Consider the following 25413-nt stretch of genomic DNA (forward strand, 5'->3'; position numbering starts at 1 on the left):
ATGCAAAAGACCCGCATCAAGACCTACGACCGCATCGTGCAGGAGAGCCTGGCCCTGTTCAACGAGCACGGCGAGCGCAGCATCACCACCAACCACATCGCCGCCCACCTCGGCATCAGCCCCGGCAACCTGTACTACCACTTCCGCAACAAGGAAGAGATCGTCTACCAGATCTTCCTGCTCTACCGCGGCTTCATCACCGAACGGCTGGCCCTGCCGCAGGACCGGGCGATGGACGTCGCCGATCTGGTCAACTATCTGGATACCGCGTTCGAGGCGATGTGGCGCTTCCGCTTCATGTTCTACGACCTGCCGGGGCTGATGGCGCGCAACCCGCAGCTGCAGCGCGACTACCACCAGTTCGTGCACAGCGAGATGAAGGCAATCCTGGAAGGCCACTTCCGCGAGTTCATCCGCCTTGGCCTGCTGCAGATGGCGCTGGAAGACATTGAGGCGGTGTCGGTGAACATCTGGCTGGTGGTGAAGTTCTGGTTCGCCTTCGAGCAGACCGCCCGTCCCAACGAGCCAATCAACGAGGCCTCCGGCCATCGTGGCGTGCGCCAGGTGCTGGCACTGCTGAAGCCCTACGTCAGCCCCGAGTTTCTGCCGCTGTTCCAGCAGCAGCTGGTTCGCAATCTGCAGCCCTGAGCGGCGCGCTGGCTTCGGCAAAAACATTGCGGCCAACCTTGTACAAGGTTGGCCGCAATGTTTTTTGATACAGCGAAGCTGTATTACTGCGGCAGGCTGCTGCCGCGCACCATCAGCTTGCCCTGCAGCACCACGATGCGCTGGCTGCGTTCCGGCTCCTCCAGCCGCTCCAGCAGCATCGCCATCGCGGTGCGGCCGATCTCGTTCACCGGCTGCTCCATCACGGTCAGGCCGTCGCCGAGCAGGTCGGTCCACACCTCGTTGTCGAAACCGACTAGCGCCACATCCTGCGGCCAGTGCAGGCCGGCGGACTTGATCGCGCGCACCGCGCCCAGCAGCAGCACGCCGTTGCTGACCAGCAGCGCCTGCGGTCGCGCCGGCTCGGCCAGCCACTGCAGTACCGCCTGCTCCGCCGCCTCCACGCTGGGTGCGACAAAACGCGCCGGCGCGGCGAGCCCGGCCTGCTGCAAGGCCTCGCTGAAACCCGCGTGGCGCTCCATGCCGGTATTGCTGGTATTGCCGAACAGGCCGCCGATGTCGCGATAGCCCTGCTGCAGCAGGTGGCCGACCAGCTGCGCGGCGGCGCGGCGGTTGTCCAGCACCACCGCATCGGTGGCGGCGTCGGCACTGACGCGGTCGATCATCACCACCGGAAAACCCAGTGCCTGCTGGTCGATGCTGGTCACCAGCTGTCGCGTCGGTGCAAAGATCACGCCGGTGACGCGCTCTTCCTGCATCAGGCGCAGGTACATCGCCTCCTTGTCCGGGTTCTCGTCGGTGTTGCACAGGATCACGCGCATGCCGTTGCGGTAGGCTTCGTCCTCCACCGCGCGGCTGACCGCAGTAAAGAACGGGTTGCGGATATCCGACACGATCAATCCTATAGTGTCGGTGTGCTGGGAGCGTAGACGGCGCGCCGCCAGATTGGGGCGGTAGTCCAGCCTGGTCATCGCCGCCTCGACGCGCTTGCGTACCTTGTCGCTGACCGGGCCGTTACACAGCACCCTGGAGACGGTTGACGCGGAAACGCCTGCCGCTGCTGCCACATCCTTGATCTTTGCCACTCGCCTGCTCCGGAATCGATTTCATCAGGCCACAGATGGCCTGTCTGACAATTTTGTCGAAATGTTACCACCAATCGCGTGACAAATATTGACACAAAAAGTGGTATCGATTTCAATTGCAGCCAGCGATACAGAAAAACACACCGGAGACAGGAAGCCATGACCACCCAGATTATCCGCAACGAGCTGATCCAGCTTGGCGCCACCGTTAGTGAAAAGACCTTTGCAATCAAGGCTGCCGGCGAGTTGCTGGCCAAGGCTGGTCGCATCGCCCCTGCCTATATCGACAGCCTGCTGCGCCGCGAAACCGTTGCCAATACTTTCCTGGGTCATGGCGTCGCCATTCCGCACGGCATGATCGAGGATCGCCACCTGATCAACGAAACCGGCATCGCCATCCTGCAGGTGCCGGAGGGCGTGGAGTGGAATCCTGGCCAACGCGTGCACCTGGTGATCGCCATCGCCGCGCAATCCGACGAACACATCGCGCTGCTGCGCCGCCTGACCCGCCTGCTGCAGGACGAGGCGCGCCTTAGTGAGCTGTTCACCACCGCCGATCCGTACGCGCTGATCAGCGCACTGGACGACAGCGCGGCTGCACCGGCTGCACCGCAAACCGCCGCCATCGACCTAAGCCTGAGCCTCAGCTGGCAGATGAACTACCCGAACGGCCTGCATGCGCGGCCGGCACGGGTGTGGACCGAACAGGCGCGCCGTTTTGCTGCCACGTTGCAGGTCCGCAACGGTAACGAGGTGGCCGACGCCAAGAACCTGATCGGCCTGCTGCAGATCGGTGCCGAGTTCGGCCACGAGCTGCACTTCTCCGCCGATGGCCCCGACGCCGCCGCCGCGCTGGACGCGCTGCTGGCGACCGCCAACCAGCTCACCGCCCAGGAAGTGGCCGATGCCGAAGCGGCGCGCAAGGCTGCCGCCAACGCCAAGCGCCAGCACTGGCAGGCGCCGGGCAAGGTGCTGGCGCTACGTGGCATCAGCGCCAGCCCCGGGCTGGTGATCGGCCAGGCGCGGGTGATGAAGCCGCAGGCGATCCAGGTGCCGGACATCCCGGCCACGCTGGGCTACGACGGTGATCTGCTGGAAAACGCGCTGCAGGCCACCCGCGAACAGCTGCAAATCTTGGCCGCGGACACTTCCCGCCGCCTCGGCAAGACCGAGGGCAACATCTTCCTCGCGCAGGCCGAGCTGCTATCCGATACCGACCTGATCACCCTCACCTGCCAGCTGATGGTCGAAGGCCACGGCGTGGCCTGGGCGTGGCACGAGGCGGTGCAGCGCCTTGCCGACCGTCTGGCCGCGCTGGGCAACCCGCTGTTGGCCGCCCGCGCCACCGACCTGCGCGACGTTGGCCGCCGCGTGCTGGCACGCCTGGCGCCGGACCTGAACCTGCTCGACAACAGCAAGACCCAGAGCAATAACGAAGTGCTGATCGCCAACGACCTGGCCCCGTCCGACACCGCCACGCTGGACCCGAAACAGACGCTGGCGCTGGTTACAGCCCAGGGCGGCCCGACCTCGCACACCGCCATTCTGGCGCGCACGCTGGACCTGCCGGCCGTGGTCGCCGCCGGCGCCGCGGTGCTGGACATCCAGGACGGCGCCACGCTGATCGTCGATGGTGACAGCGGCACCATCTACCTCAACGCCAGCGACGAGGACCTCGCCAGCGCGAAGCAGTGGCAACAGGCGCAGCGCGACAAGCAGCAGCAGGCCGCCAGCGCCGCGCAGCAGCCGGCCGTCACCGCCGACGGCGCACGCCGGATCGAGGTTGCGGCCAACGTCAACCGTCCGGAGCAGGTCGCCGCCGCGCTGCAGGCCGGGGCCGAGGGTGTCGGCCTGATGCGTACCGAGTTCCTGTTCCTGGAGCGCGACGACGCGCCGGACGAGGAAGAGCAGTACCAGACCTACCGCGGCATGCTCAGTGCCCTGGACGGCAAGCCACTGGTGATCCGCACGCTGGACATCGGCGGCGACAAGCAGGTGCCCTACCTCAACCTGCCGCACGAGGAAAACCCCTTCCTCGGTGTGCGCGGCGTGCGCCTGCTGCTGCGCCGTCCGGACCTGCTGCTGCCGCAACTGCGCGCGCTGTACCGCGCCGCCAGCCATGGCCCGCTGTCCATCATGTTCCCGATGGTCAGCACCCTCGCAGAGGTCAAGGCGCTGCGCGCGCAGTGCGAACAGGTACGCGCCGCCCTGAATGCGCCGGTGGTGCCACTTGGCATCATGGTGGAAGTGCCGGCCGCGGCGACGATGGCCGACCGGCTCGCCGAGCATGTCGACTTCTTCTCGGTCGGCACCAACGACCTGACGCAGTACGTGCTGGCGATCGACCGTCAGCACCCGGAGCTGGCGGCGGAAGCCGACAGCCTGCACCCGGCGGTGCTGCGCCTGATCGCACAGACCGTGGCCGGTGCCGATGCCCACGGCCGCTGGGTGGGCGTCTGCGGCGGCATGGCCGGCGATCCGCTGGGCGCGGCCATCCTCACCGGCCTCGGTGTGACCGAGCTGTCGATGAGCCCGCGCGACATCCCGGGCGCCAAGGCCAGCATCCGTGCGGCCAACCTTGCCGAGCTGCAGCAGCTGGCGCAGCGTGCCCTCAATTGCGACAGCGCCGCTGAAGTGCGCGCGCTGACCGGAGCCACAGCATGAGCACAACGGTCATCACCGTGACACTGAATCCGGCCATCGACCAGACCGTCACGCTGGACGCGCTGCGCCCCGGCGCGGTCAATATCGCCGGCATGGTGCACGTCAACGCCGGCGGCAAGGGCGTCAACGTCGCCAGCTGCCTCGCCGACTGGGGCGTGCCGGTAATCGCCAGCGGTCTGCTCGGTCGCGACAACGCCGCGCCGTTCGAGAACCTGTTTGCCGACAAGGGCATCCGTGACGCCTTCATCCGCGTCGCCGGCAGCACCCGCACCAACATCAAGCTGGTCGACCGCAGCACGCTGGACACCACCGACATCAACCTGCCGGGCATGACCGCCAACGAAGAAGCGCTCGACCGCCTGCAATTGCTGCTGGACGAGCAGGCCGACGCCGACCGCTACGTGGTGCTGGCCGGCAGCCTGCCCGCCGGCATCGCCGACGACAGCTGGGCGCAATTCTGCCGCCAGCTGCGCAGCCTCGGCGCCCGCGTGCTGCTCGACAGCAGCGGCACCGCGCTGCAGCAGGCGCTGGCACTGCCGGCCGACGAGCTGCCGTGGCTGATCAAACCCAACCAGCACGAACTGGAACAGTATCTTGGCCGCACGCTGGCCAGCCGTGACGAGCTGGTCGCCGCCGCCCGCGAGTTGCAACAGCGCGGCATCGCCGTGGTGGTGGTGTCGCTGGGCAGCGACGGCGCCCTGCTCTGCTGCGACGAGGGCTGCTGGTTTGCAGAGCCGCTGACGCTCAGCGGCATCCATAGCAGTGTCGGCGCCGGCGACGCACTGGTCGCCGGCCTGGTGGCGGCGCTCACGGCCCAGCTGGCATGGCCTGAAGTGCTGCGTACCGGCATGGCCTTTGCCGCCGCCAAGCTGGGACAGTTCGGCCCCAACCTGCCGCCGCGACAGGAGGTCTGCCAGCTGGCGGAGCGTATCCAGGTCAACCGCATCACCGATTAAGCAGCGCGTACGTCACATAAGCCGATCCGGCACACACAAAGAGGAGATCCACCATGTCCACCATTCTGGCCATCATTGCCTGCCCGCAGCGGGTGGCGCAGGGCCAACTCGCCGCCGAGGCGCTACGCAAGGCCGCCACCCAGGCCGGCCACCAGATCAGCATCGAAATCCGTAATGCGCAGGGCGTGCAGGGGCTGCTGGACGGCAACCGCATCGCCAGCGCCGACGCGGCAGTGGTCATTGCCGAGGGCGACGCCGATCTGGCCCGCCTGGGCGGCAAGCCGGCCCATCAGGCGAGCCTGGAAGCGGTACTGGCCGACGCCGCTGCGGTGATCGGCAAGGCGCTGGGCGCGCACGCGCCGGCAACCACGCTGCGCATCGTCGCCATCACTTCCTGCCCGACCGGTATCGCGCACACCTTCATGGCGGCCGAAGGCCTGACCCAGAGTGCGCAGCAGCTGGGCCACCAGATCAAGGTCGAGACCCAGGGCTCGGTCGGCTCGCAGAATGCGCTGACCGCCGAGGACATCGCCGCAGCCGACCTGGTGGTCATCGCCGCCGATACCCAGGTCGACCTGTCGCGTTTCGACGGCAAGCGCGTGTTCAGTAGCGGCACCAAGGCCGCCATCAATGACGGCCAGGCGCTGATCAAGCGCGCGCAGGTCGAGGCCAAGACGCACGCCGCCAACGGCAAGGCCGCCGCCAGCGCTGCTGCCAACGTTGCCACCACGTCGGAACGCAGCGGCGCCTACAAGCACCTGATGACCGGCGTGTCCTTCATGCTGCCTTTCGTGGTGACCGGCGGCCTGCTGATCGCGCTCGGCTTCGCGCTGGGCGGCATCTACGTTTACGAGGACGCGTTCAAGGGCACGCTGGGCTGGACGCTGTTCACCATCGGCGCCAAGGCTTCCTTCGCCCTGATGGTGCCGATCCTGGCCGGCTACATCGCCTACTCCATCGCCGACCGCCCCGGCATCGCACCGGGCATGGCCGGCGGCATGATCGCCGGCTCCATCGGTTCCGGCTTCCTCGGCGGCATCGTCGCCGGCTTCATCGCCGGCTACGCGGTGAAATACCTGAACGAGAAGATCCAGCTCGGCCGCAACTTCGACGGCCTGAAGCCGGTGCTGATCCTGCCGCTGTTGGGCACCACCATCGTCGGCCTGCTGATGTACTACGTGCTGGGCCAGCCGGTGGCGGTGGCGCTGGGCGTGGTCACCGACTGGCTGAAGGGCTTGCAGGGCTCCAGCGCGCTGGCGCTGGGCATGATCCTGGGCGGCATGATGGCGTTCGACATGGGCGGCCCGATCAACAAGGCGGCCTACACCTTCTCTACCGGCCTGCTCGCAAGCCAGGTGTACGGCCCGATGGCCGCGGTGATGGCGGCCGGTATGACCCCGCCGCTGGGCATCGCGCTGGCCGCGCTGCTGTTCAAGAACCGTTTCTCCGCCGACGAGCGCGAAGGCGCCAAGGCTGCCGGCGTGCTGGGTATCTCCTTCATCACCGAAGGCGCGATCCCGTTTGCCGCCAAGGACCCGCTGCGCGTGATCCCGGCGCTGGTGGCCGGCTCGGCGCTGGCCGGTGCGATCTCGATGGCATCGGGTTGCGAACTGCGCGTGCCGCACGGTGGCGTGTTCGTGCTGCCGATCCCGAACGCGGTGACCAACCTCGGCATGTACCTGGTGGCGCTGGCGGCCGGTACCGCGCTGACCGCCGTGCTGCTGGGCGTGCTCAAGAAGGCCCGCGCCGACTGAGCATCCTGTAACGATTACTCTCCCTTGCTTGCGTGTTGCAGCCGGGCTGACCGCCATAGCGGTCAGCCCGTTATTTTTTGGCTATGCTCCAGACAGAACCCGCCCTGCCGGCACGGTCAGCGCTGGCGGCAGCAAGACCGGCACAACAGAAAACTATGACCTGCCTGTTTAAGAACGCATAATTGGCACCATATGGCATGGATTGCCATCCCAGATCCGGCTGCAGACCCACCTGTTCATGCCTGCAGCAGCCACCCACCACTGGTGCGCACTACCCCGCGTGCCGTAACCACGCCACAGGAGATCCTGCGTGAGTAACGACAGCCAAAAAAACGATGCCGTAACCCAGTACAAAGCGCCGGCATCGACCCGCATCCGCGAACGCATCCGCCAGTCGCGGCAGCGCTTCCACGCCAATGACAATATCGCCGCCTTCATCGAACCGGGCGAGATGGAAGAGCTGCTGGACGAAGTGCAGGACAAGATGAAGGCGGTACTGGAAAGCCTGGTCATCGACACCGACAGCGATCACAACACCCAGGACACCGCGCGCCGCGTCGCCAAGATGTATCTCAACGAGGTGTTCAAGGGCCGCTACATCGCCGAGCCGCCGGTCACCGAGTTCCCCAACGCCGAGCATCTCAACGAGCTGATGATCGTCGGCCCGATCACCGTGCGCAGCGCCTGCTCGCATCACTTCTGCCCCATCCTTGGCAAACTGTGGATCGGCGTGATGCCGAACGAGCACTCCAACCTGATCGGCCTTTCCAAGTATGCGCGGCTGGCGGAATGGGTGATGGGTCGGCCGCAGATCCAGGAAGAAGCCGTGATCCAGCTGGCCGATCTGCTACAAAACAAAATGAATCCGGACGGTCTCGCCATCGTGATGGAGGCCGATCACTTCTGCATGAGCTGGCGCGGGGTGAAGGACATGGACTCGAAGATGATCAACAGCGTGATGCGCGGCTCCTTCCTGAAGAACCCGGATCTGCGCCGTGAGTTCCTGGCGCTGCTGCCCAACAAGAAAGCCTGAGGAAACCGTCATGCTCGTTCGTCTGCTTTACGCCAGCCGCGCCGCCCAACCCTACAGCGCGGAAGTGCTCGACAGCATCCTGGCCCAGTCCCACAAGCACAACCCGGAGCGTGGCCTGACCGGCATCCTGTGCTATAGCGGCGACATCTTCATCCAGGTGCTGGAAGGCGGCCGCGCCGAGGTGTCCTCGCTGTACAACAGCATCGTGCGCGACCCGCGCCACCAGGATGTCGAGCTGCTGCACTTCGAGGAAATCCGCGAGCGCCGCTTCGCCAACTGGACCATGGGGCAGGTCAACCTGGCCAAGGTCAACCCGTCGCTGCTGCTGCGTTTTTCCGAGAAGCCGCAGCTCGATCCGTTCAGCGTGCGCGGCTCGGCGTCGATGGCGCTGCTGGAGGAGCTGATCGCTACCGCCGCCATTGTCGGACGATGCCACTGATACAGCAGGCCTGCCCCACGGAGCAGGCCTTTTTTGCGCACCGGCAACAGTGCAGTGCAGCACCAATTGCCAAAATTCTGTCAAACGTGTAATACAGTAGCAATGTGCAGCCGTTTAAATCGGTGGCACCGTCCAGTAGACAATTCGGAGAAATGCCATGGCACGCTTTCATCCCAGATCCGATTTCGTACAGGTCCGCGCCGAGATGCGCAGCAATGAACTGACCGGCAAGCCGATGCCGCGCACCAGCCCCAGCGACATCCGCAATGCCAACGCCCGGCGCGAGATAGAACGCCGCCGCATGGAGCGCGAGTCGCGCGAGCAATAGCCAGCAAAAAGGCGCCTGAATCGATCAGGCGCCTTGTTTTTTGGGGGGTGTAGTGTCGGCTTAGCGGGCCTGGCGCCAGCCGTTGTACAGCGCCAGCAGTAAGGTCAGCAGCAGGAAGGCGCCAACCCAGAACGGCATCGACTGGCCGAGGAAAGTCCAGTCGATTGCTGCGCACTCGCCGCTACCCTTGAACACCTTCTCCAGCACCTGGGTCATCGGCAACGTTTCCAGCATGAAGTCCAGCCCCGGCCCGCACGCCGGCACTTGCTCCGGCGGCAGATGCTGCAGGTACACCTGCCACGCTGACACGCTGCCCCCGGCCACCGCGGCCACGGCGATCAGCAGCGACCACACCTTTGCGGCCAACCTTTGCGGGTTGAAGATGGCGGCCAGCAGCGCCAGGCTGCCGACGGCGATCACGCCCACGCGCTGGAAAATGCACAGCGGGCACGGCTCCAGCTCCAGCACATACTGCGCATACAGGGCGTAGCCCATCGCGGCGGCGCACATTGCCGCAATCACGCCGTACAGCTGGCGTCGCGTCAGAAAATTCATTGATGACCCCTTGGTAGTAGCCCTGCCGCCACGACGGCGGCACGGGAGTGAATCGGACTAGCGTCCGGACAAAAAATTCACGATCTCGTTTTTTTTGGCAAACGCATCCTTGTAGCCCAGCTCGACCAGCTCTTTGCCGTAGGCCGGATGGAACAGCAAGTAACTGGCCAGCGCCGAGCCGCGATGACGCATGGCGCCGGCGCCGCGCAGCAGGAAGCGCATCGTCGCCGGGAAGCCGTCGAAATGGCGGTGGGCAATGCTGTCCAGCGAGACACTGGGCGAGATGTGGAACACCTCGACCCGCTTCAGCGCGGTGCTGTGGTTGCGCACGTGCTCGTCCAGCAGCGACACGGTGTGGTTGACGCGCGCCAGCCGCTCCATGTCCGCCGACATGCTGTCCATGAAGATGCTGTCCAGCAGGTGGCCGAAAATCTGCGCCAGACTGGGCACGGCCGTCTGCTGGACATGACGCCGTTCCTGATGACTGACCAGGTTGATCACGAACAGCCGTTGCGCGCCGAGGTGCAGCGCTGGCGACAGCGGCGCCATCTGGCGGATGGCGCCATCGCAGTAGTGGCGGGTGCCCACGCGAGCGGAGGGGAACAGCAGCGGAATCGCCGAGGTCGCCATCAGATGCTCGATGCTGAGGCGCTCACGTTGGCCGCAACGCTGGTGGCGATGCCACGGTTCCACCTGCTCGCTGCCCTCGAAGAAACTCACCGACTGGCCAGTGCTGTAACAGGAGGCAGTCAGAGACAGTGCGCGCAGCGCGCCGCTCTGGATGGCGGTCTCGATACCGTCCAGCTGCACCGTGCGCGTCAGGTAGTGATACAGCGGGCTGCTGTCGAGAAAGCTCGGCGGCGTGTGCACCAGCCGGCCACCGGTCAGCAGCGAGCCGCCCCACTGCAGGAAGGCCTTGATGAAGTATGGCGCGTCAACGCGGTAGATATCTTCAACCCGCACTGACTGCCACATCCGCACCAGGTGTGCGGTGGTACGGCGGAAATGCTGCGCGCCGGCGCCGAGGGCGACGGCATTGATGGCGCCGGCAGAAGTACCGCTGACGACCTGGAACGGGCTGGCCGCATGGCGCGGCAGCATGCGCGCCACCGCCATCAGTACCCCGACCTGATAGGCTGCCCGCGCACCACCGCCGGCCAGTACCAGACCCACGACAGGTTTTGTCATGTCCTGCCCCCTTGTCGAAACACGCCCGCCTGCGGGCGCCAAAACGGGTGCCGCGCCGGGCGCGGCACCATTGGTTTGCGCTTCTTGGTTCGCGCTTAACCCTCGCCTGCCACCATCATCGACGACAGCAATACCGAGCCGATATGACGGCTGCCACGGCGGTCGATGTCGTCGCCAACGGCGTCTATCTGCTGCAGCATGTCGCGCAGGTTGCCGGCGATGGTCAGCTCTTCCACCGGGTAGGCGATCACGCCGTTTTCGACCCAGAAACCGCTGGCGCCGCGCGAATAGTCGCCGGTCACCATATTGATGCCCTGCCCCATCAGCTCCGTCACCAGCAGGCCGCTGCCCATGCGTTGCAGCACCGCGTCCAGGCCGCCGGTCAGCGTCGGCTTCACCGACAGATTGTGCGGGCCGCCGGCGTGGCCGGTGCTTTGCATGCCCAACTTGCGCGCCGAGTAGCTGCCGAGGAAATAGCCTTGCAGCACACCGTTGTCCACCAGCCGTCGCTCGCGGGTGGCGACGCCCTCGTCGTCGCAGCAGCCGCTGGCGAGGCCGCGCAGCACGAACGGGTCTTCGTCGATGGTGATGATGTCGGCGCAGACTTTGGTTCCGAGCGAATCCAGCAGGAAGCTGGACTTGCGGTACAGGCTGCCGCCGCTGACCGCCTGCACCAGATGGCCGAGCAAGGAGCCGGCAATCGGTGCCTCGAACACCACCGGATACTGACCGGTCTTGATGCGGCGGCCGTCGAGGCGGCGCACGGTGCGCTCGCCGGCGATGCGGCCAACGTTGGCCGCAGACAGCAGATCGTCTGCGCAGCGCGCAGCGCTGTACCAGTAGTCGCGCTGCATCGCGTCGGCGCTCTCGGCGATCACCGCCGCCGACAGGCTGTGGCGCGAGGTGGTCTGGCTGCCGATGAAACCGTGGCTATTGGCGTAGCAGTGGCGGGTCGCGTGGGTGGACACGGTGCCGCCTTCGGAGTTGCGGATGCGGGCGTCCACCGCGCGCGCGGCGGCCTCGCACTCGCGCGCCAGCTCGATCGCGGTTTCTACCGGCAGATTCCACGGGTGGTACAGGTCGAGGTCGCGATCCTGCTCCGCCTTCATCAGCAGTGCTGGGTCGGCCAGCCCGGCGCAATCGTCGGCGGCGGTATAGCGCGCGATGTTCAGCGCGGCATTGACGGTGTCCTGCAAGGCGACGTCGGAAAAATCGGACGTGCTGGCGTGACCCTTCTTCTGGCCCAGGTACAGCGTGACCGACACACCCTTGTCGCGGTTGTACTCGATGGTCTCCACTTCCGCCAGGCGCACCGACACGCTGTGGCCGCAGCCTTCGGAAATATCGGCTTCTGCGGCGGTGGCACCGCCGGCGCGCGCCAGCTCCAGTATCCGGCTGGCGATGGACTCCAGCTCGGGTGAGCTGTAGGAAAAAATCTGTTCTGACATAGCAGCCTTCTTCATCTGTCAACGATAGCGCCACGGAAAGGCACGGTGATCGGCCGTGGCTTGTGCTTTTCCGGTATCATACCAGCTTGAAACCGTAACCAAGCCTTACCATGCCTGAATACCATAATGATGGCGCTGATGCGCTCCCTGCCAGCAAATCGCAACGCAAACGCGACATGGACGCGCTGCAGGACATCGGCCGCGCGCTGACCGAGCTGCCGGCCGCCAAACTGAAGAAAATGAACCTGGACGACGGCCTGCTGGTCGCCGTGCTCGACTTCCAGAAAATCACCGCCAACGGCGCCAAGCGCCGCCAGTTGCAGTACATCGGCAAGCTGATGCGCGTGATCGACCCGGAGCCTATCGAGCAGCAACTGGCCGCGCTACGCGGCGACTCCAGCGCCCACACCCGCTGGCTGCACCTGCTGGAGCGCTGGCGCGAGCGGCTGATTGAAGACGACAGCCACGTGCAGCAACTGATCAACGACTTCCCGCAGCTGGACGTGCAGCAGCTGCGCACCATGGTGCGCAACGCCCGCAAAGAGCGCGAGGAAAGCAAGCCACCGAAGGCCAACCGCCAATTGTTCCAGCTGCTGAAAGAGCTGATTCCGGAACAGGGCAAGCCGGCCAATAGCGGCGACGAGCAAGACGACACGCAGGACGAGTGAACATGAGCATCAAGATCGGTCTGGTTTCCATCTCTGATCGTGCCAGCCAGGGCATTTATGAAGACAAGGGCATTCCGGCGCTGCTGGACTGGCTGAGTCTGGCCATCGCCACGCCGTTCAGCACCGAAACCCGGCTGATCGCCGACGAGCAGGCGCTGATCGAGGCCACGCTGCGCGAGCTGGTCGACGACGTCGGCTGCCACCTGGTGCTCACCACCGGCGGCACCGGCCCGGCGCCGCGCGATGTCACCCCGGAAGCCACGCTGGCGGTCGCCGACCGGGTGATGCCCGGCTTTGGCGAGCAGATGCGCCAGATCAGCCTCAAGTTCGTGCCGACCGCCATCTTGTCGCGGCAGGTGGGCGTAATCCGCAAGCAGAGCCTGATCCTGAACCTGCCCGGCCAGCCCAAGGCCATCCGCGAGACGCTGGAAGGCCTGCGCGACGGCGAGCAGGTGGTGGTGCCCGGCATCTTTGCCGCGGTGCCCTACTGCCTGGACCTGATTGGCGCGCCCTGGTTGGACACCCGCGAGGCCGTGGTCAAGGCCTTCCGCCCGAAATCCGCGGTCAAGCCCGGCGCATGAGTTATTGCCCGCCGCGCTGGCTGCTCGGCAGTCACCTGCAGACCATCTGGCCGGCGCTGTTTCTCAAATCGCAACCACCAGCCTATCGCCGTGAAATCTGGCCGACGCCGGACGGCGGCGAGATCGCCGTCGATTACGTCGATGGCGACGCCGGTGCCCCGCTGGTGGTGCTGTTCCACGGCCTCGAAGGCAGCAGCCACAGCCACTACGCCAGCGCGCTGATGCACGCAGTCAAGGCGCGCGGCTGGCGCGGCGTGGTGCCACACTTTCGTGGCTGCGGCGGTCAGCCCAACTTGCTGCGCCGCGCCTATCACGCCGGCGACGCCGCCGAGATCGACTGGATCCTGCAGCGACTGGCGGTCGGCAATACGGTGCTGTTTGTCGCCGGCGTATCGCTGGGCGGCAACATGCTGCTGCGCTACCTGGGCGAGCACGGCGCCCGCGCGCTGCCACAGGCAGCGGCGGCGATCTCTGCGCCGCTGGATCTGGCGGCGGCCAGCACCTGTCTCGATCGCGGCTTCGGGCGCCACGTCTACACCCGCATGTTCCTCAATACACTGAAGCCGAAGTCGCTGGCCCAGCTGGCACAGCACCCGGACCTGTTCGACGGCGAGGCGGTGCGCAACAGCAAGACCTTTGTCGAGTTCGACAACCTGGTCACCGCGCCGCTGCACGGTTATCGCGACGTGCAGGACTACTGGCGCCGCGCCAGCAGCAAGCCGCTGCTGAAGGACATTGTGCGGCCAACCCTGGTGCTGAATGCGCGCAACGATCCGTTTCTGCCGGTGTCGGCGCTGCCCGGCAACGGCGAGGTCAGCCCGGCGGTGACGCTGGAGCAGCCGGAACACGGCGGCCACGTCGGTTTTGTCAGTGGCCGCTTTCCCGGCCACCTGCACTGGCTGCCGCAACGGCTACTGACTTTTTTCGATCATCACCTGCCGGGCAGTACCGGCACCGACTGAAAGACAATCCGCATGTCCGACATTCTCAATAAAATCTGCGCCACCAAATTCGAGGAAGTAGCCGCCCGCTCGGTGCAGCAATCGCTGGCCGCGGTACGTGCCGCCGCCGAGGCCAAGCGCGGCGACCATCGCGATTTCGTAGCTGCCATCCGCAGCAAGCACCAGCAACAGCTGGCCGCGGTGATTGCCGAAGTGAAAAAGGCCAGTCCCAGCAAGGGCGTCATCCGTGCCGATTTCGATCCGGCCGCGATTGCCCGTAGCTACGAGGCGGCCGGGGCCACCTGTCTGTCGGTGCTGACCGACGCGCCCTACTTCCAGGGGCACGAGGATTACCTGATCGCCGCGCGTGCCGCCTGCAAGCTGCCGGTGCTGCGCAAGGATTTCATGGTCGATCCGTACCAGATCTACGAGGCACGCGCCATCGGTGCCGACTGCATCCTGCTGATCGCGGCGGCGCTGAGCCTGTCGCAGATGCAGGATTTTGAGGCGCTGGCCCACGAGCTGGGCATGGCGGTGCTGGTGGAAGTGCACGATGCAGTCGAACTTGAGGCGGCGCTGCAGCTGAGCACGCCGCTGGTGGGTGTCAACAACCGCAACCTGCGCACCTTCGAGGTCAACCTCGACACCACACTGCAACTGCTGCCGATGATCGGCAAGGACCGCATCGCCGTCACCGAAAGCGGCATCGTCACCCGTGACGACGTGCAGCGCATGCGCGACCACGACGTACACACCTTTCTGGTTGGCGAGGCCTTCATGCGTGAAGGCGACCCTGGTGCCGCATTGCAGCAGCTGTTTGCCTGAGACGAAGCGCAATACCGAAAACCGGCTCCACGAGAGCCGGTTTTTTTATGCCGCCGGCGGCCGCCATGTATGGTCCACCAGTTGACCATGACGAGAACCGGGCGCACAGCCGGGCGGCGCTGTCGTGCAGCACTTCGATCGGCACATGCCGTGACTTGCGGCCAACGTTGGCCGCAGGCTCATGAGTTGCCGGATGGCGCGACAGCCTCGACCGTGTCGGCCGCCGCCCCGCCATCGCTCGTCGTGTCCGCTGCCGCCTCGTCGCCCGTCGTGGCCGCCGGTGCCGTGCTGGCTTGCTGCAATAGCTGCCACACCTCCTCGCGGCTGCTGACCGCCTGCTCCAGGCGTTCGTTCAGCACCGCCAGCAAGCGCTCCTGCTCCACGATCCTTGCCTGCAATCCCGTCATGGCCTGCGCCTGTCGTGCGTTTTCCTGCTCCTGCTGCCGCAGGGCGCGACTGGCGGCCAGCAGCTCGGCACCGGTGCGGGCGCTGTCCTGATACAGCCGCGTCAGCTCGTCCTGCTTGACAATCAGCGTCTGGCCGAGGGTGCGCAGCTCGGCCTGCAATTGCTGCACCTGCTGCTCGTGGCGGCGCTGCTCCTGGTCGCGCTGCTCTTTCACCGACTGGCGATAGTGTTCCAGCGCTTCGCGCGCGTGCTGGTGCTTTTCCTCCAGCGACGCGCGGTGCACCTGGTTTTCTGCCAGCCGTTCCTGCAGACCGATGATCTGCTGTTGCTGCTGGCCGTCACGCAATTGCACTGCCTGCAGTGCCTCGCGGGCGGCGGCGTGCGCTTGCTGTTCGGCCGCCAGTGCCTGGCTTGCCTGCTGCAGCTGCTGCTGGCTGTTCTGTGCTTCCAAGGTGATCTGTGCCAGCTGCTCGCGACAGTGTGCCAGCTGTGCAGCCGACTCCGCCGCTATCGTCGCAATGCGCTCGTCGGCCTCTTCGTGCAGGCGGGCGGCCAGCCGGCCGACCAGCTCCTGGATCGCCTCGCTGACGGCGATCTTGGCGCCACTGCCGGCGCCCTCTTCCTCTTCCAGCTCCTTCAGGTAGCGATGAATGGTGGTCTTGGAGCCGGTGTTGCCGAGCTCGGCTCGGATGGCGTCAATCGACGGATTGCGCCCCTGCGCCAGCAGATTGTCCCTGGCGCGCAGGACTTCCGATTTGTAGATGCCGCTTCTGGCCATGCTGTGCTCCGCTGAAATTTGATACGTATTACGTACTATGATAATACATGCTAATGTACAAATTAAATTTTTTAAGATTTTTAAAATAAAAAGCGTGATAATCACGAATTATCACGCCTTGAAGCAGCATGACCACCAGAATCGGCCAGAACACGTACGTTTCGCCCCAGGGTTGCCGGGCATCGCCAAAAATGACCCAAAAAAATGCGCGACACCTACGGCGCTCCGCCCGCCTCCTTGCTGCCACCGTTGCGGCAAACCATGGCGCATAACCGTTGCCGGCAACGGCGAAGCGCACTGCTATAATTCGCCGCCGGCCATGCCGGCTACGGCACCAGGCCCGCGCCACAAGCCCCCGTCCGTCACCGCCCGAAATCATCGCTACCATGGAAAAAATCGCCCGCTATCTCGCCGCCGCCACCCGTGACAACACGCGGCGCAGCTACGCAGCAGCCATTCGTCATTTCGAGGTGGAATGGGGTGGTTTTCTGCCGGCCACCGCCGACAGCATCGCGCGCTATCTGGCGGAGCACGCCGAGACGCAATCGGTGAACACGCTAAAGCAAAGGTTGGCCGCATTGGCGCAGTGGCACCAGCAGCAGGGTTTTCCCGACCCGACCAAGGCGCCGGTGGTGCGCCAGGTGCTGAAAGGCATCCGCGCGCTGCATCCGGCGCAGCAGAAACAGGCGCTGCCGCTGCAGATCCGGCAGCTGGAACAACTGCTCGTCTGGCTGGATGACGCCATCGAACAGGCAATACAGCAGCAGGATCACGCCACCCGCCTGCGCTGCCGCCGTGACAAGGCCTTGCTGTTGCTGGGTTTCTGGCGCGGTTTTCGCGGAGACGAATTGTTGCGGCTTCAGATCGAGAACATCGAGGTCGTCGCCGGTGAGGGGATGAACTGCTATCTGGCGCAATCGAAGGGCGACCGCCAGCTGCAGGGCCGCGTGTTCCGCGTGCCGCAACTATCGCGACTCTGCCCGGTCAGCGCCTACGGCGAGTGGCTGGCCGACAGCGGGCTGCGCGAGGGCGCGGTGTTTCGCGGCATCAGCCGCTGGGGCGTGATCGGTGAGGACGGCCTGCACATCAACAGCCTGATCCCGCTGCTGCGCCGCCTGTTTGCCGCCGCCGGGCTGGCGGAGGCGGCGCGTTTCAGTGGCCACTCCTTCCGCCGCGGATTTGCCAACTGGGCCAGCGCCAACGGCTGGGATATCAAGACGCTGATGAGCTACGTCGGCTGGAAGGACATCCAGTCGGCGATGCGCTATATCGACGCCGCCGATCCGTTTGCGCGGCAGCGCATCGAAAACAGCCTACCGCCGGCGCCGCCCTTGCCGCCAGTGGCGGACTGAGCCGGCGCGCGGGCAACAAAAAAGCGGACACCGATGGTGTCCGCTTTTTGCTGTGGCGGTCGTACGCTCAGCGCGACTTGACGAAGGGTACGCCGATCGCCTTCGGCGCCACCGCACGGCCCATGAAGCCGGCCAGCAGCACCACGGTCAGCACGTACGGAATCGCCTGGATGAAGGCGTCCGGAATGCTGCCGATCAGCGGCAGTTCCGAGCCTTGCAGCCGGATCTGGATCGCATCGGTAAAGGCAAACAGCAGGCAGCCGGACACCGCCGCCCACGGCCGCCACTTGCCGAAGATCAGCGCCGCCAGTGCGAGGTAGCCCTTGCCGGCGGTCATGTCCTGGATGAAGGCGCCAGTCTGCGCCAGCACCAGATAGGCCCCGGCCACGCCGCACAGGGCGCCGCTGATGACCTGTGCCAGATAGCGCACCAGCTTGACGTTGATGCCGGCGGCGTCGGCGGCGTGCGGATTTTCACCCGCCGCACGCAGACGCAGACCGAAACGGCTCTTGTACACCACCCAGCTCACCACCACGATCACCAGCACGGCCAGATAGACCAGGATGTTGTGGCCGAACAGCGCCTTCAACGGTGCCGAGGCGGCAATGGTGTCGGCAAACGGCAGCTCGATACTGCGAAAGCGCGCCGCGTCGTCCAGCGTCGGCGTGCGGCCGCCCTGCTGGAACCAGGCCAGCGCCAGCACCGGCGTCAGGCCGGATACCATCATGTTGAGCGCGACGCCGGAAATCAGCTGGTTGCCGTTATAGCCGATCGACACGATGCCGTGCAGCAAGGCCACCATCACCCCGGCGGCCATGCCGGCGGCGAGGCCGGCCCACGGCGACTGCATCATGTAGGCGACGCAGGCGGCGGCAAACGCGGCGGCCAGCATCTTGCCTTCCAGTGCCAGGTCGACGATGCCGGAGCGCTCGGAAAACAGGCCGGCCAGCGCCGCCAGCACCAGCGGGGTGGCGACGCGAATGGTGGCGTCCAACACACTGAAAAAGCTGTCCATGTCAGTGTCTCCTTATCGTTTCGTCATCTGTTTGAACGCCAGCGCCAGCGGCGTCTGGAACAGGTTTTCCAGCGCGCCGCAGAACAGGATGATCAGGCCCTGGGTCAGGATGATCATCTCGTGGGTGATCGCCGGCTTTTCGAAGGACAGGTCCAGGCCGCCCTGGGTCAGCGCGCCGAACAGCAGCGCCGACAGCAGGATGCCGAACGGGTGGTTGCGTCCCATCAGTGCCACCGCAATGCCGACAAAACCGATGCCATTGGTGAACGCCAGGTTCATGCGGTGGGTGGAGCCGAGCAGTTCGTTGACCGCCGCAAGGCCGGCCAGTGCGCCGGAGAAGCACATCGCCACGATGATCACCTTCGATACCGGCATGCCGGCGTAGCGCGCCGCCTTCTCGTTAAGGCCGACAGTGCGCAGCGTGTAGCCCCAGCGGCTGCGCCACACCATCAGGTAAAACACCACCAGCGAAATCAGCGCGAGGAAGAAGGTCGCGTTCAGCGGTGTCTGCGGCAATTCGACGCCAAGGTTGGCCGCAAGCTCGTGCAACATCGGGATCCACGCCGATTCGGCGAACAGCCTTGTTGCCGGTGTCTGCGAGCCGGGCATGATCAGCTTGTCCACCAGCAGCCAGGTCATCAACGCGCTGGCGATGAAGTTGAACATGATGGTGGTGACCACGATGTGGCTGCCACGCTTGGCCTGCAGGTAGCCGGGAATGAACGCCCACGCCGCGCCGAACATCATCGACGCCAGCAGCGCGAGCGGAATCACCACCCAGCCGGGCAGGAAATCCAGCCCCAGGCAGACCAGCGTTACGCCGAGGCCAGCGAGATACATCTGTCCCTCGCCGCCGATGTTGAACAGGCCGGCGTGGAACGCCGCCGCCACCGCGAGGCCGGTAAAGATGAAGCTGGTGGTGTAGAACAGCGTGTAGCCGATGCCTTCCGGATAGCCGAAGGCACCGTTGATCATCAATTGCAGACACTCGACCGGATCTTCGCCGATCAGCGTGATCACCAGCCCGGACACCAACAGTGCCGCGAACAGGTTGAGTGCCGGCATCAGCCACAAGGTGGCCCAGCGCGGCAGGTTACTTGGCTGGCTCATTTATGCCCCCCCATCAACAGGCCCAGTTCGGTGGCCGTGGCTTGCGCCACCGGCAGCTCGCCGCTGACGCGACCGGCGTTCATCACGATGATGCGGTCGCTCAGCGCCAGAATCTCGTCCAGCTCTACCGAAACCAGCAGCAGCGCCTTGCCGGCATTGCGCAGGGCCATGAGTCGTTTGTGTATGAATTCGATGGCGCCGATATCGACGCCCCGTGTCGGCTGGCCGATCAGCATTAGCTGCGGATCGCTGTCGATCTCGCGCGCCAGGATCACCTTCTGCTGGTTGCCACCGGAGAACAGGCCGCTGCGGCGGAAGGCGTTGGCCGGGCGCACATCGAACTCGCTGATGAAACGGCGGCAGCGCTCGATGATGGCCTTGCGGTTGAACAACAGGCCGTGCTGGATCGCCGGCTGGTCGTGATAGCCGAGGATCGCGTTCTCGAAGGTGGAAAAATCCTTGACCAACCCTTCGCGCGAGCGGTCTTCCGGCACATGGGCGATGCCGAGGCGACGATAGGCGGCCGCCTTCGGCTCGCGCGTTGGCAGCGTGGTCAGCTCGGTGCCGTTGTAGCACACCGAGCCGGCGCTGGCCTCGCGCATGCCGGACAGGATTTCCAGCAGCTCGGACTGGCCGTTGCCGGAAACGCCAGCGATGCCGACGATCTCGCCCGCGCGCAGCTCGAAGCTGACGTCGTCCAGCAGCTTCACGCCACGCGCGTCGGTCAGAGACAGGCTGCTCACCTGCAGCACGGTCTTGCCGGGTTTGGCCGGCGTCTTGTCCAGCTGCAGGTTAACCTTGCGGCCAACCATCAGGTCGGCGAGGTCTTCCTTGCCCACGTCGGCGGTGACGACATTGCCGACGATCTCGCCGGCGCGCATCACGGTGACGGCGTCGGTGATATCCAGCACCTCGCGCAGCTTGTGGGTGATCAGCAGCACCGTTTTGCCCTGCGCCTTGAGCAGGCGCAGGATGCGGAACAGGTCGTCCGCCTCCTGCGGCGTCAGCACCGCGGTTGGCTCGTCCAGGATCAGCACGTCGGCGCCGCGATACAGCGCCTTCAGGATCTCGACGCGCTGCTGCTCGCCCACGCCCAGCTCGCCGACGATGGCGTCCGGATCGACCTGCAGGCCGTAGTCGCGGTTCAGCGTGGCCAGATGATCACGCGCGGCCAGCAGGCTCTGCTTCAGCGCCACACCCTGCTCGGCACCGAGCACGATGTTTTCCAGCACGGTAAAGGTGTCCACCAGCATGAAGTGCTGGTGCACCATGCCGATGCCGCGGGCGATGGCGTCGTGGCTGTTGCGGATGCGCACCTCCTGTCCGTTCAGGCGGATGCTGCCGGAGTCGGCCTGGTAGTAGCCGTACAGGATGCTCATCAGCGTCGACTTGCCTGCCCCGTTTTCGCCGATGATGCCGTGGATGCTGCCCTTGGCGACGGCGAAGGAGATGTTCTTGTTGGCGTGGACTTCGCCGAAATACTTGTTGACGCCCGTCAGCTCGATAGCGAGTTCGGCCATATTGATTCAGCTCTCGATCAACACTCATCCCGGTATGGCCTGCCAAACGGCAGGATACGAAAGCGCGCGGCAAGCAGGAAACCTGCTTGCCGCGCGCGCCGTCCGGGATTCAGACGATTAATAAAGAAGGATTACTGTACCGGGCAGCGGTTGCCGGCACGGTAGTCGACCACCTTGATCTTGCCGGCCACGATATCTTTCTTGGCCTGGGTGATCTTGGCTTCCATGTCCTTGGAGATCAGCTTGCGGTTGTTGGCATCTACAGCCCAATCCACGCCGCCTTCCTTCAGGCCCATGGTCACGAGGCCCGGTTTCCAGCTGTTGTCCTTGCCGGACATCATGATGCTGTAGACGGCATTGTCGACGCGTTTGAGCATCGAGGTCAGCACGAAGCCCGGGAACAGGTGGTTTTGGTTGGAATCCACGCCGATGCCCAGCTTGTTCTTGTCCTTGGCTGCCTGCAGCACGCCCATGCCGGTGCCACCAGCGGCGTGGAAGACCACGTCCACGCCACGGTCAAACTGGCTGCGCGCCAGCTCGCCGCCGCGGGCTGGATCGTTGAACGCCTGCGGTGTGGTGCCGGTCATGTTGGAAATCACTTCCACCTTCTTATCCGCCGCCTTGGCACCCTGGGCGTAGCCGCAGCCGAAGGCGCGGATCAGCGGCACGTCCATGCCGCCGATGAAGCCGACCTTCTTCGACTTGGAGGCCATGCCGGCCGCCATGCCGACGAGGTAGGAGCCTTCCTGTTCCTTGAACACGATCGACTGCACGTTGGCGCCCTTGGCCACGTCGTCAACGATGGTGAACTTCACTTTCGGGAATTCGGCGGCAACGGTCTGCACCGCTTGGGTGAAGGAGAAACCCACGGCCACGATCAGGTCGACGTTGCGACGTGCCAGGTTGCGCAGCACCTGTTCCTTTTGCGCTTCGTTGGCGATCTGGGCTTCGCGGTAGGCGATGCCGGTGGCCTTCTTGAAGCGTTCGGCGCCGGTGTAGGCTGCCTCGTTGAAGCTCTTGTCAAACTTGCCGGCCTGGTCGTACACCACGGCCGGTACGAATGCCCAGCTTGCGGATGCCGTCATCAGCATGACAGCAGCGGCAATACCTCGTGTTTTGGAAATGTGCATGAGATGTTTCCCTCAATGTGCGTGTAGTTACAACGAACGGGTCATGGTAACCGTAATCGGTTTGGCATGGACGTGCCATTCGTTGTGCATGTCAGCAGCTGCAACAGCCGGCGCCAGTCAGCGGGCGGCTGCTTTGCGACAGGGGCGAGATTATAAGCACAGCGACAAAAAGTTATTAGCAAAAAAACGGCCGCACCGGACAGATTACGCGCAATGCGTAAAACGGCGCGGCCGCCACGCCACATTCATAGCGCCAATTGCGTGCAAAGTGCAGACAGCGCGCTGCACACCGACTGCTGGCGGATGGCGGCGCGATCGCCGGCAAAGTGTTGCGTGTATGTCAGTGGTTGCGGTAGCGAAAGCCCGGCCAGCGCGAAACAAACGGTGCCGACCGGCTTGTCGGCACTGCCGCCGCCGGGGCCGGCGATGCCGCTGACCGCCAGCGCCCAGTGGCAATCGGCCAGACGTAGCGCACCGCTGGCCATCGCCGCCGCCACCGGCTCGCTGACCGCGCCATGCTGCAGCAACAGCTGTGGCGGCACTCCCAACAGGCGCTGCTTGGCGTCATTGCTGTAGCTGACGATGGCCATGTCGAACCAGCCGGAACTGCCGGCAACGGCGGTAATCGCCTGTGCGACGCCGCCGCCGGTACAGGACTCGGCGGTGGTCACCCTTTCGTCGCGCGCCAGCAGCAATTCGCCCAGGCGGGTCGCTAGCTGAAATTCATCCATGAAAGCGCTCCTGGAAATGTCGCATCAGGCCGCAGGTGGAGGCGTCGTGGGCGGCAGAGGCCTTGCCATCCATCTCCGCCAGCAGCTGTGCGGCCAACTGTTTGCCGTACTCCACGCCCCACTGGTCGAAGGAGTTGACCCCCCAGATCACGCCCTGCACGAACACCTTGTGCTCGTACAGCGCCAGCAGCATGCCTAGTGTATAGGGCGTCAGCCGGTCGAGGGCCAGGGTGTTGGACGGTTGGTTGCCGGGGAACAGCTTCTGCGGCAGCAGCATGTCCAGCTCGTCGCCCGGCAGGTGGGCAAGCTCGCGCAGCACCTCGGCCTCGCTCTTGCCGCGCATCAGCGCCTCGGTCTGTGCCAGGCAATTGGCGACCAGCACGCGATGCTGGTCGCCCTGCGGGTAGTGCGTGTTCAGCGGCAGGATGAAGTCGCAGGGCACCAGGCGCGTGCCCTGGTGCAAGAGCTGGAAGAAGGCATGCTGGCTGTTGACGCCCTCCTCGCCCCAGATCACCGGGCCGGTGTCGAAATCCAGCCGCTCGCCGCAACGCCCGACGCGCTTGCCGTTGGACTCCATGTCCAGCTGCTGCAGGTGCGCCGGCAGCCGGCGCAGGCCGTGGTCGTAGGGCATGATGGCGTGGGTGTGCGCACCATAGAAGGTGTTGTACCAGATGCCGAGCAGCGCCAGGAGTACCGGCATGTTGCGCGCGAAAGGCGCACTGAAGAAGTGTTCGTCCATCGCCGCGCCGCCGGCCAGGAACTGGCGGAACTGCTCCGGCCCGATCGCCAGCATCACCGGCAGCCCGATCGCCGACCACACCGAGTAGCGGCCGCCGACCCAGTCCCAGAAGCCAAACATGTTGGCCACATCGATGCCGAAAGCCTGTACCGCCGGACGATTTGTCGAGATCGCGACGAAGTGCCGCGCCACCGCCGCGTCGCCGGCGGCCGCCACCAGCCAGCGACGGGCGGCGTGGGCGTTGAGCAGCGTTTCCGGGGTGGTGAACGACTTGGAGGCGACGATGAACAGCGTGGTCGCCGGCTGGCACTGTTCCAGCGTTTGTGCCAGATGCTGGCCGTCGACATTGGACACGAAGTGGACATTCAGCCCCGGCTTGCAGTACGGACGCAGCGCCTCGTGCACCATCAGCGGCCCCAGGTCGGAGCCGCCGATGCCGATATTGACCACGTCACGGATGGCTTGGCCGTCATGACCGCGCCAGTCGCCGCCGCGCACCGCTTCTGCAAAGCGGCTGCACGCAGCCAGCACGTCCTGCACCTCGTCCACCACGTTGACACCGTCCAGCAGCACGCGGCTGCCGGCCGGCTGGCGCAGCGCGGTGTGCAGCACCGCACGCTGTTCGCTGACATTGATGCGTTCGCCATCGCGCATCCACTGCAGCCACTGCCCAAGGTTGGCCGCATCGGCCAGTTCCAGCAGCAGTTCAAGGGTGCGGTCGGTGATGCGGTTCTTGGAGTAGTCCAAGAGCAGGCCGTCCAGCTCCAGCGAATAGCGGTCAAAGCGCTGCGGGTCCTGCTCGAACAGCTCGCGCATGTGCACGTGGCGGGTGGCGCGCTGGTGCTGGTGCAGGCGCGCCCACACCGGCGTGCTGTTGATCGCGGCGTGGCGCTGGCGCGCCATCTGCTCGAGGAAACTGCTCATCCCGGGCATCGCCTTACACTTTGAGGAAGTGTTCGCGGTAATAGCGCAGCTCCTCGATCGATTCGAGGATGTCCGCCAGCGCCTCGTGCTTGCCCTTCTTCACCACGCCCTTGGCGATGTCCGGGCGCCAGCGCTTGCACAGCTCCTTCAGCGTGGACACGTCGAGGTTGCGGTAGTGGAAGTAGCGCTCCAGCTCCGGCATCCAGCGCGCCATGAAGCGGCGATCCTGGCCGATGGAGTTGCCGCACATCGGCGACACGCCCTTGGCGATGTGCTCCTGCAGGAAGGCCAGCAGCTGCTGTTCGGCCTCAGCCTCGCTCAGCGTCGAGGCCTTGACGCGAGCGGTGAGCCCGGTCTTGCCGTGGGTATTGGTGTTCCACTCGTCCATTGCGGCCAACGTTTCGTCGCTCTGGTGCACGACCAGCACTGGCGACTCGGCGACCACGTTCAGTTCGCTGTCGGTGACCACCATCGCGATTTCGATGATGCGGTCGGTGTCCGGTTCCAGCCCGGTCATTTCCATGTCCAGCCAGATGAGATGCTTGGGATCTTGCGGCATAATGCTTGTCTCTAACGAAATGCAGGCATTTTCCTTTAATAACCGCCCTTGGGCAAA

Annotated in this window: 25 protein-coding genes; 12 read left to right on the forward strand and 13 right to left on the reverse strand. The window is 65.1% G+C overall.

The features are described 5' to 3' along the window. Positions 1–648 carry a TetR/AcrR family transcriptional regulator gene (locus tag PQU96_RS12860; RefSeq protein WP_272772795.1) on the forward strand — a complete coding sequence of 216 codons (648 nt, stop codon included), beginning with the start codon at positions 1–3 and terminating at the stop codon, positions 646–648. A gap of 83 nt (positions 649–731) precedes the next feature. On the opposite strand, the gene PQU96_RS12865 is transcribed toward PQU96_RS12860, so the two are convergent. Beyond that, positions 732–1712, reverse strand: a complete 981-nt coding sequence (locus PQU96_RS12865; protein ID WP_272772796.1) for a LacI family DNA-binding transcriptional regulator — start codon at positions 1710–1712, stop codon at positions 732–734. A 159-nt stretch (positions 1713–1871) separates the two neighbouring features. Between PQU96_RS12865 and ptsP the strand changes: the two genes are divergently transcribed. The 6 genes from ptsP to PQU96_RS12895 all read left to right on the forward strand — a co-directional run bounded on the left by ptsP (position 1872) and on the right by PQU96_RS12895 (position 8886). Beyond that, complete coding sequence (gene ptsP / locus PQU96_RS12870; protein WP_272772798.1) at positions 1872–4376, forward strand: phosphoenolpyruvate--protein phosphotransferase; 2505 nt, start codon at positions 1872–1874, stop codon at positions 4374–4376. Next, positions 4373–5332, forward strand: coding sequence for a 1-phosphofructokinase (pfkB, locus tag PQU96_RS12875; protein ID WP_272772799.1), 960 nt, complete (start codon positions 4373–4375; stop codon positions 5330–5332). The genes ptsP and pfkB overlap by 4 nt, the downstream gene beginning before the upstream one ends. A 53-nt stretch (positions 5333–5385) precedes the next feature. Next, the gene (locus PQU96_RS12880; protein ID WP_272772801.1) at positions 5386–7086 is read left to right on the forward strand and encodes a fructose-specific PTS transporter subunit EIIC; all 1701 of its coding nucleotides are present in this window, start codon (positions 5386–5388) and stop codon (positions 7084–7086) included. A gap of 310 nt (positions 7087–7396) precedes the next feature. After that, complete coding sequence (gene folE, locus PQU96_RS12885; protein ID WP_272772802.1) at positions 7397–8119, forward strand: GTP cyclohydrolase I; 723 nt, start codon at positions 7397–7399, stop codon at positions 8117–8119. A 10-nt stretch (positions 8120–8129) separates the two neighbouring features. Then, a complete protein-coding gene (locus PQU96_RS12890) occupies positions 8130–8558 on the forward strand; it encodes a BLUF domain-containing protein (protein WP_272772803.1) in 429 nt (142 codons plus the stop codon). A gap of 157 nt (positions 8559–8715) precedes the next feature. Continuing rightward, positions 8716–8886, forward strand: coding sequence for a hypothetical protein (locus PQU96_RS12895; protein WP_272772804.1), 171 nt, complete (start codon positions 8716–8718; stop codon positions 8884–8886). Positions 8887–8946: 60 nt separating this feature from the next. On the opposite strand, the gene PQU96_RS12900 is transcribed toward PQU96_RS12895, so the two are convergent. From PQU96_RS12900 to pmbA, 3 genes are all read right to left on the reverse strand, one after another. Further along, entirely contained in the window at positions 8947–9441 is a 495-nt protein-coding gene (locus PQU96_RS12900; RefSeq protein WP_272772805.1) for a disulfide bond formation protein B, read from the reverse strand. 57 nt (positions 9442–9498) lie between these two features. Next, complete coding sequence (locus PQU96_RS12905) at positions 9499–10629, reverse strand: patatin-like phospholipase family protein (protein WP_272772806.1); 1131 nt, start codon at positions 10627–10629, stop codon at positions 9499–9501. Positions 10630–10724: 95 nt separating this feature from the next. Continuing rightward, positions 10725–12077 (reverse strand): metalloprotease PmbA, encoded by a 1353-nt coding sequence (gene pmbA / locus PQU96_RS12910; protein ID WP_272772807.1) that lies wholly within the window; start codon positions 12075–12077, stop codon positions 10725–10727. A gap of 110 nt (positions 12078–12187) precedes the next feature. On the opposite strand from pmbA, the gene yjgA reads away from it, so the two are divergent. From yjgA to trpC, 4 genes are read left to right on the forward strand one after another with little or no spacing between them, the layout of a single operon-like run. After that, positions 12188–12745, forward strand: coding sequence for a ribosome biogenesis factor YjgA (gene yjgA / locus PQU96_RS12915; protein WP_272772809.1), 558 nt, complete (start codon positions 12188–12190; stop codon positions 12743–12745). A gap of 2 nt (positions 12746–12747) precedes the next feature. Further along, complete coding sequence (gene mog, locus PQU96_RS12920; RefSeq protein WP_120809903.1) at positions 12748–13326, forward strand: molybdopterin adenylyltransferase; 579 nt, start codon at positions 12748–12750, stop codon at positions 13324–13326. Next, positions 13323–14288: a YheT family hydrolase gene (locus PQU96_RS12925; protein WP_272772810.1), complete on the forward strand. Its 966-nt coding sequence runs from the start codon at positions 13323–13325 to the stop codon at positions 14286–14288. The genes mog and PQU96_RS12925 overlap by 4 nt, the downstream gene beginning before the upstream one ends. Positions 14289–14300: 12 nt before the next feature. Next, positions 14301–15092: an indole-3-glycerol phosphate synthase TrpC gene (trpC, locus tag PQU96_RS12930; RefSeq protein WP_272772811.1), complete on the forward strand. Its 792-nt coding sequence runs from the start codon at positions 14301–14303 to the stop codon at positions 15090–15092. Between the two features lie 179 nt (positions 15093–15271). Here trpC and PQU96_RS12935 read toward each other — a convergent pair whose 3' ends face one another. Both PQU96_RS12935 and PQU96_RS12940 read right to left on the reverse strand, forming a co-directional pair. Further along, entirely contained in the window at positions 15272–16276 is a 1005-nt protein-coding gene (locus tag PQU96_RS12935; RefSeq protein WP_272772812.1) for a DNA-binding protein, read from the reverse strand. Between the two features lie 28 nt (positions 16277–16304). Next, the gene (locus PQU96_RS12940; protein WP_272772814.1) at positions 16305–16664 is read right to left on the reverse strand and encodes a hypothetical protein; all 360 of its coding nucleotides are present in this window, start codon (positions 16662–16664) and stop codon (positions 16305–16307) included. Here PQU96_RS12940 and PQU96_RS12945 point away from each other — a divergent pair. Next, on the forward strand, positions 16663–17628 hold the full coding sequence (locus tag PQU96_RS12945; protein ID WP_272772815.1) for a site-specific integrase: 966 nt from the start codon (positions 16663–16665) through the stop codon (positions 17626–17628). The genes PQU96_RS12940 and PQU96_RS12945 overlap by 2 nt on opposite strands. Before the next feature lie 67 nt (positions 17629–17695). On the opposite strand, the gene PQU96_RS12950 is transcribed toward PQU96_RS12945, so the two are convergent. The 7 genes from PQU96_RS12950 to orn form a co-directional block, all read right to left on the reverse strand. Beyond that, positions 17696–18643 (reverse strand): ABC transporter permease, encoded by a 948-nt coding sequence (locus tag PQU96_RS12950; RefSeq protein ID WP_272772816.1) that lies wholly within the window; start codon positions 18641–18643, stop codon positions 17696–17698. A gap of 12 nt (positions 18644–18655) precedes the next feature. Then, complete coding sequence (locus PQU96_RS12955; RefSeq protein ID WP_272772817.1) at positions 18656–19753, reverse strand: ABC transporter permease; 1098 nt, start codon at positions 19751–19753, stop codon at positions 18656–18658. Beyond that, the gene (locus PQU96_RS12960) at positions 19750–21273 is read right to left on the reverse strand and encodes an ABC transporter ATP-binding protein (RefSeq protein ID WP_272772818.1); all 1524 of its coding nucleotides are present in this window, start codon (positions 21271–21273) and stop codon (positions 19750–19752) included. Before PQU96_RS12960 ends, PQU96_RS12955 begins: the two co-directional genes overlap by 4 nt. 131 nt (positions 21274–21404) lie before the next feature. Further along, positions 21405–22403, reverse strand: coding sequence for a BMP family lipoprotein (locus tag PQU96_RS12965; protein ID WP_272772820.1), 999 nt, complete (start codon positions 22401–22403; stop codon positions 21405–21407). A gap of 245 nt (positions 22404–22648) precedes the next feature. Further along, a complete protein-coding gene (locus PQU96_RS12970; RefSeq protein ID WP_272772821.1) occupies positions 22649–23134 on the reverse strand; it encodes a CinA family protein in 486 nt (161 codons plus the stop codon). Continuing rightward, positions 23127–24776 (reverse strand): glucose-6-phosphate isomerase, encoded by a 1650-nt coding sequence (gene pgi, locus PQU96_RS12975; protein WP_272772915.1) that lies wholly within the window; start codon positions 24774–24776, stop codon positions 23127–23129. The genes PQU96_RS12970 and pgi overlap by 8 nt, the downstream gene beginning before the upstream one ends. Positions 24777–24810: 34 nt before the next feature. Beyond that, positions 24811–25356, reverse strand: a complete 546-nt coding sequence (orn, locus tag PQU96_RS12980; RefSeq protein WP_189373527.1) for an oligoribonuclease — start codon at positions 25354–25356, stop codon at positions 24811–24813. Positions 25357–25413: the final 57 nt, after the last annotated feature.

The organism is Vogesella margarita, from assembly GCF_028548475.1.
Taxonomy (GTDB): domain Bacteria; phylum Pseudomonadota; class Gammaproteobacteria; order Burkholderiales; family Chromobacteriaceae; genus Vogesella; species Vogesella margarita.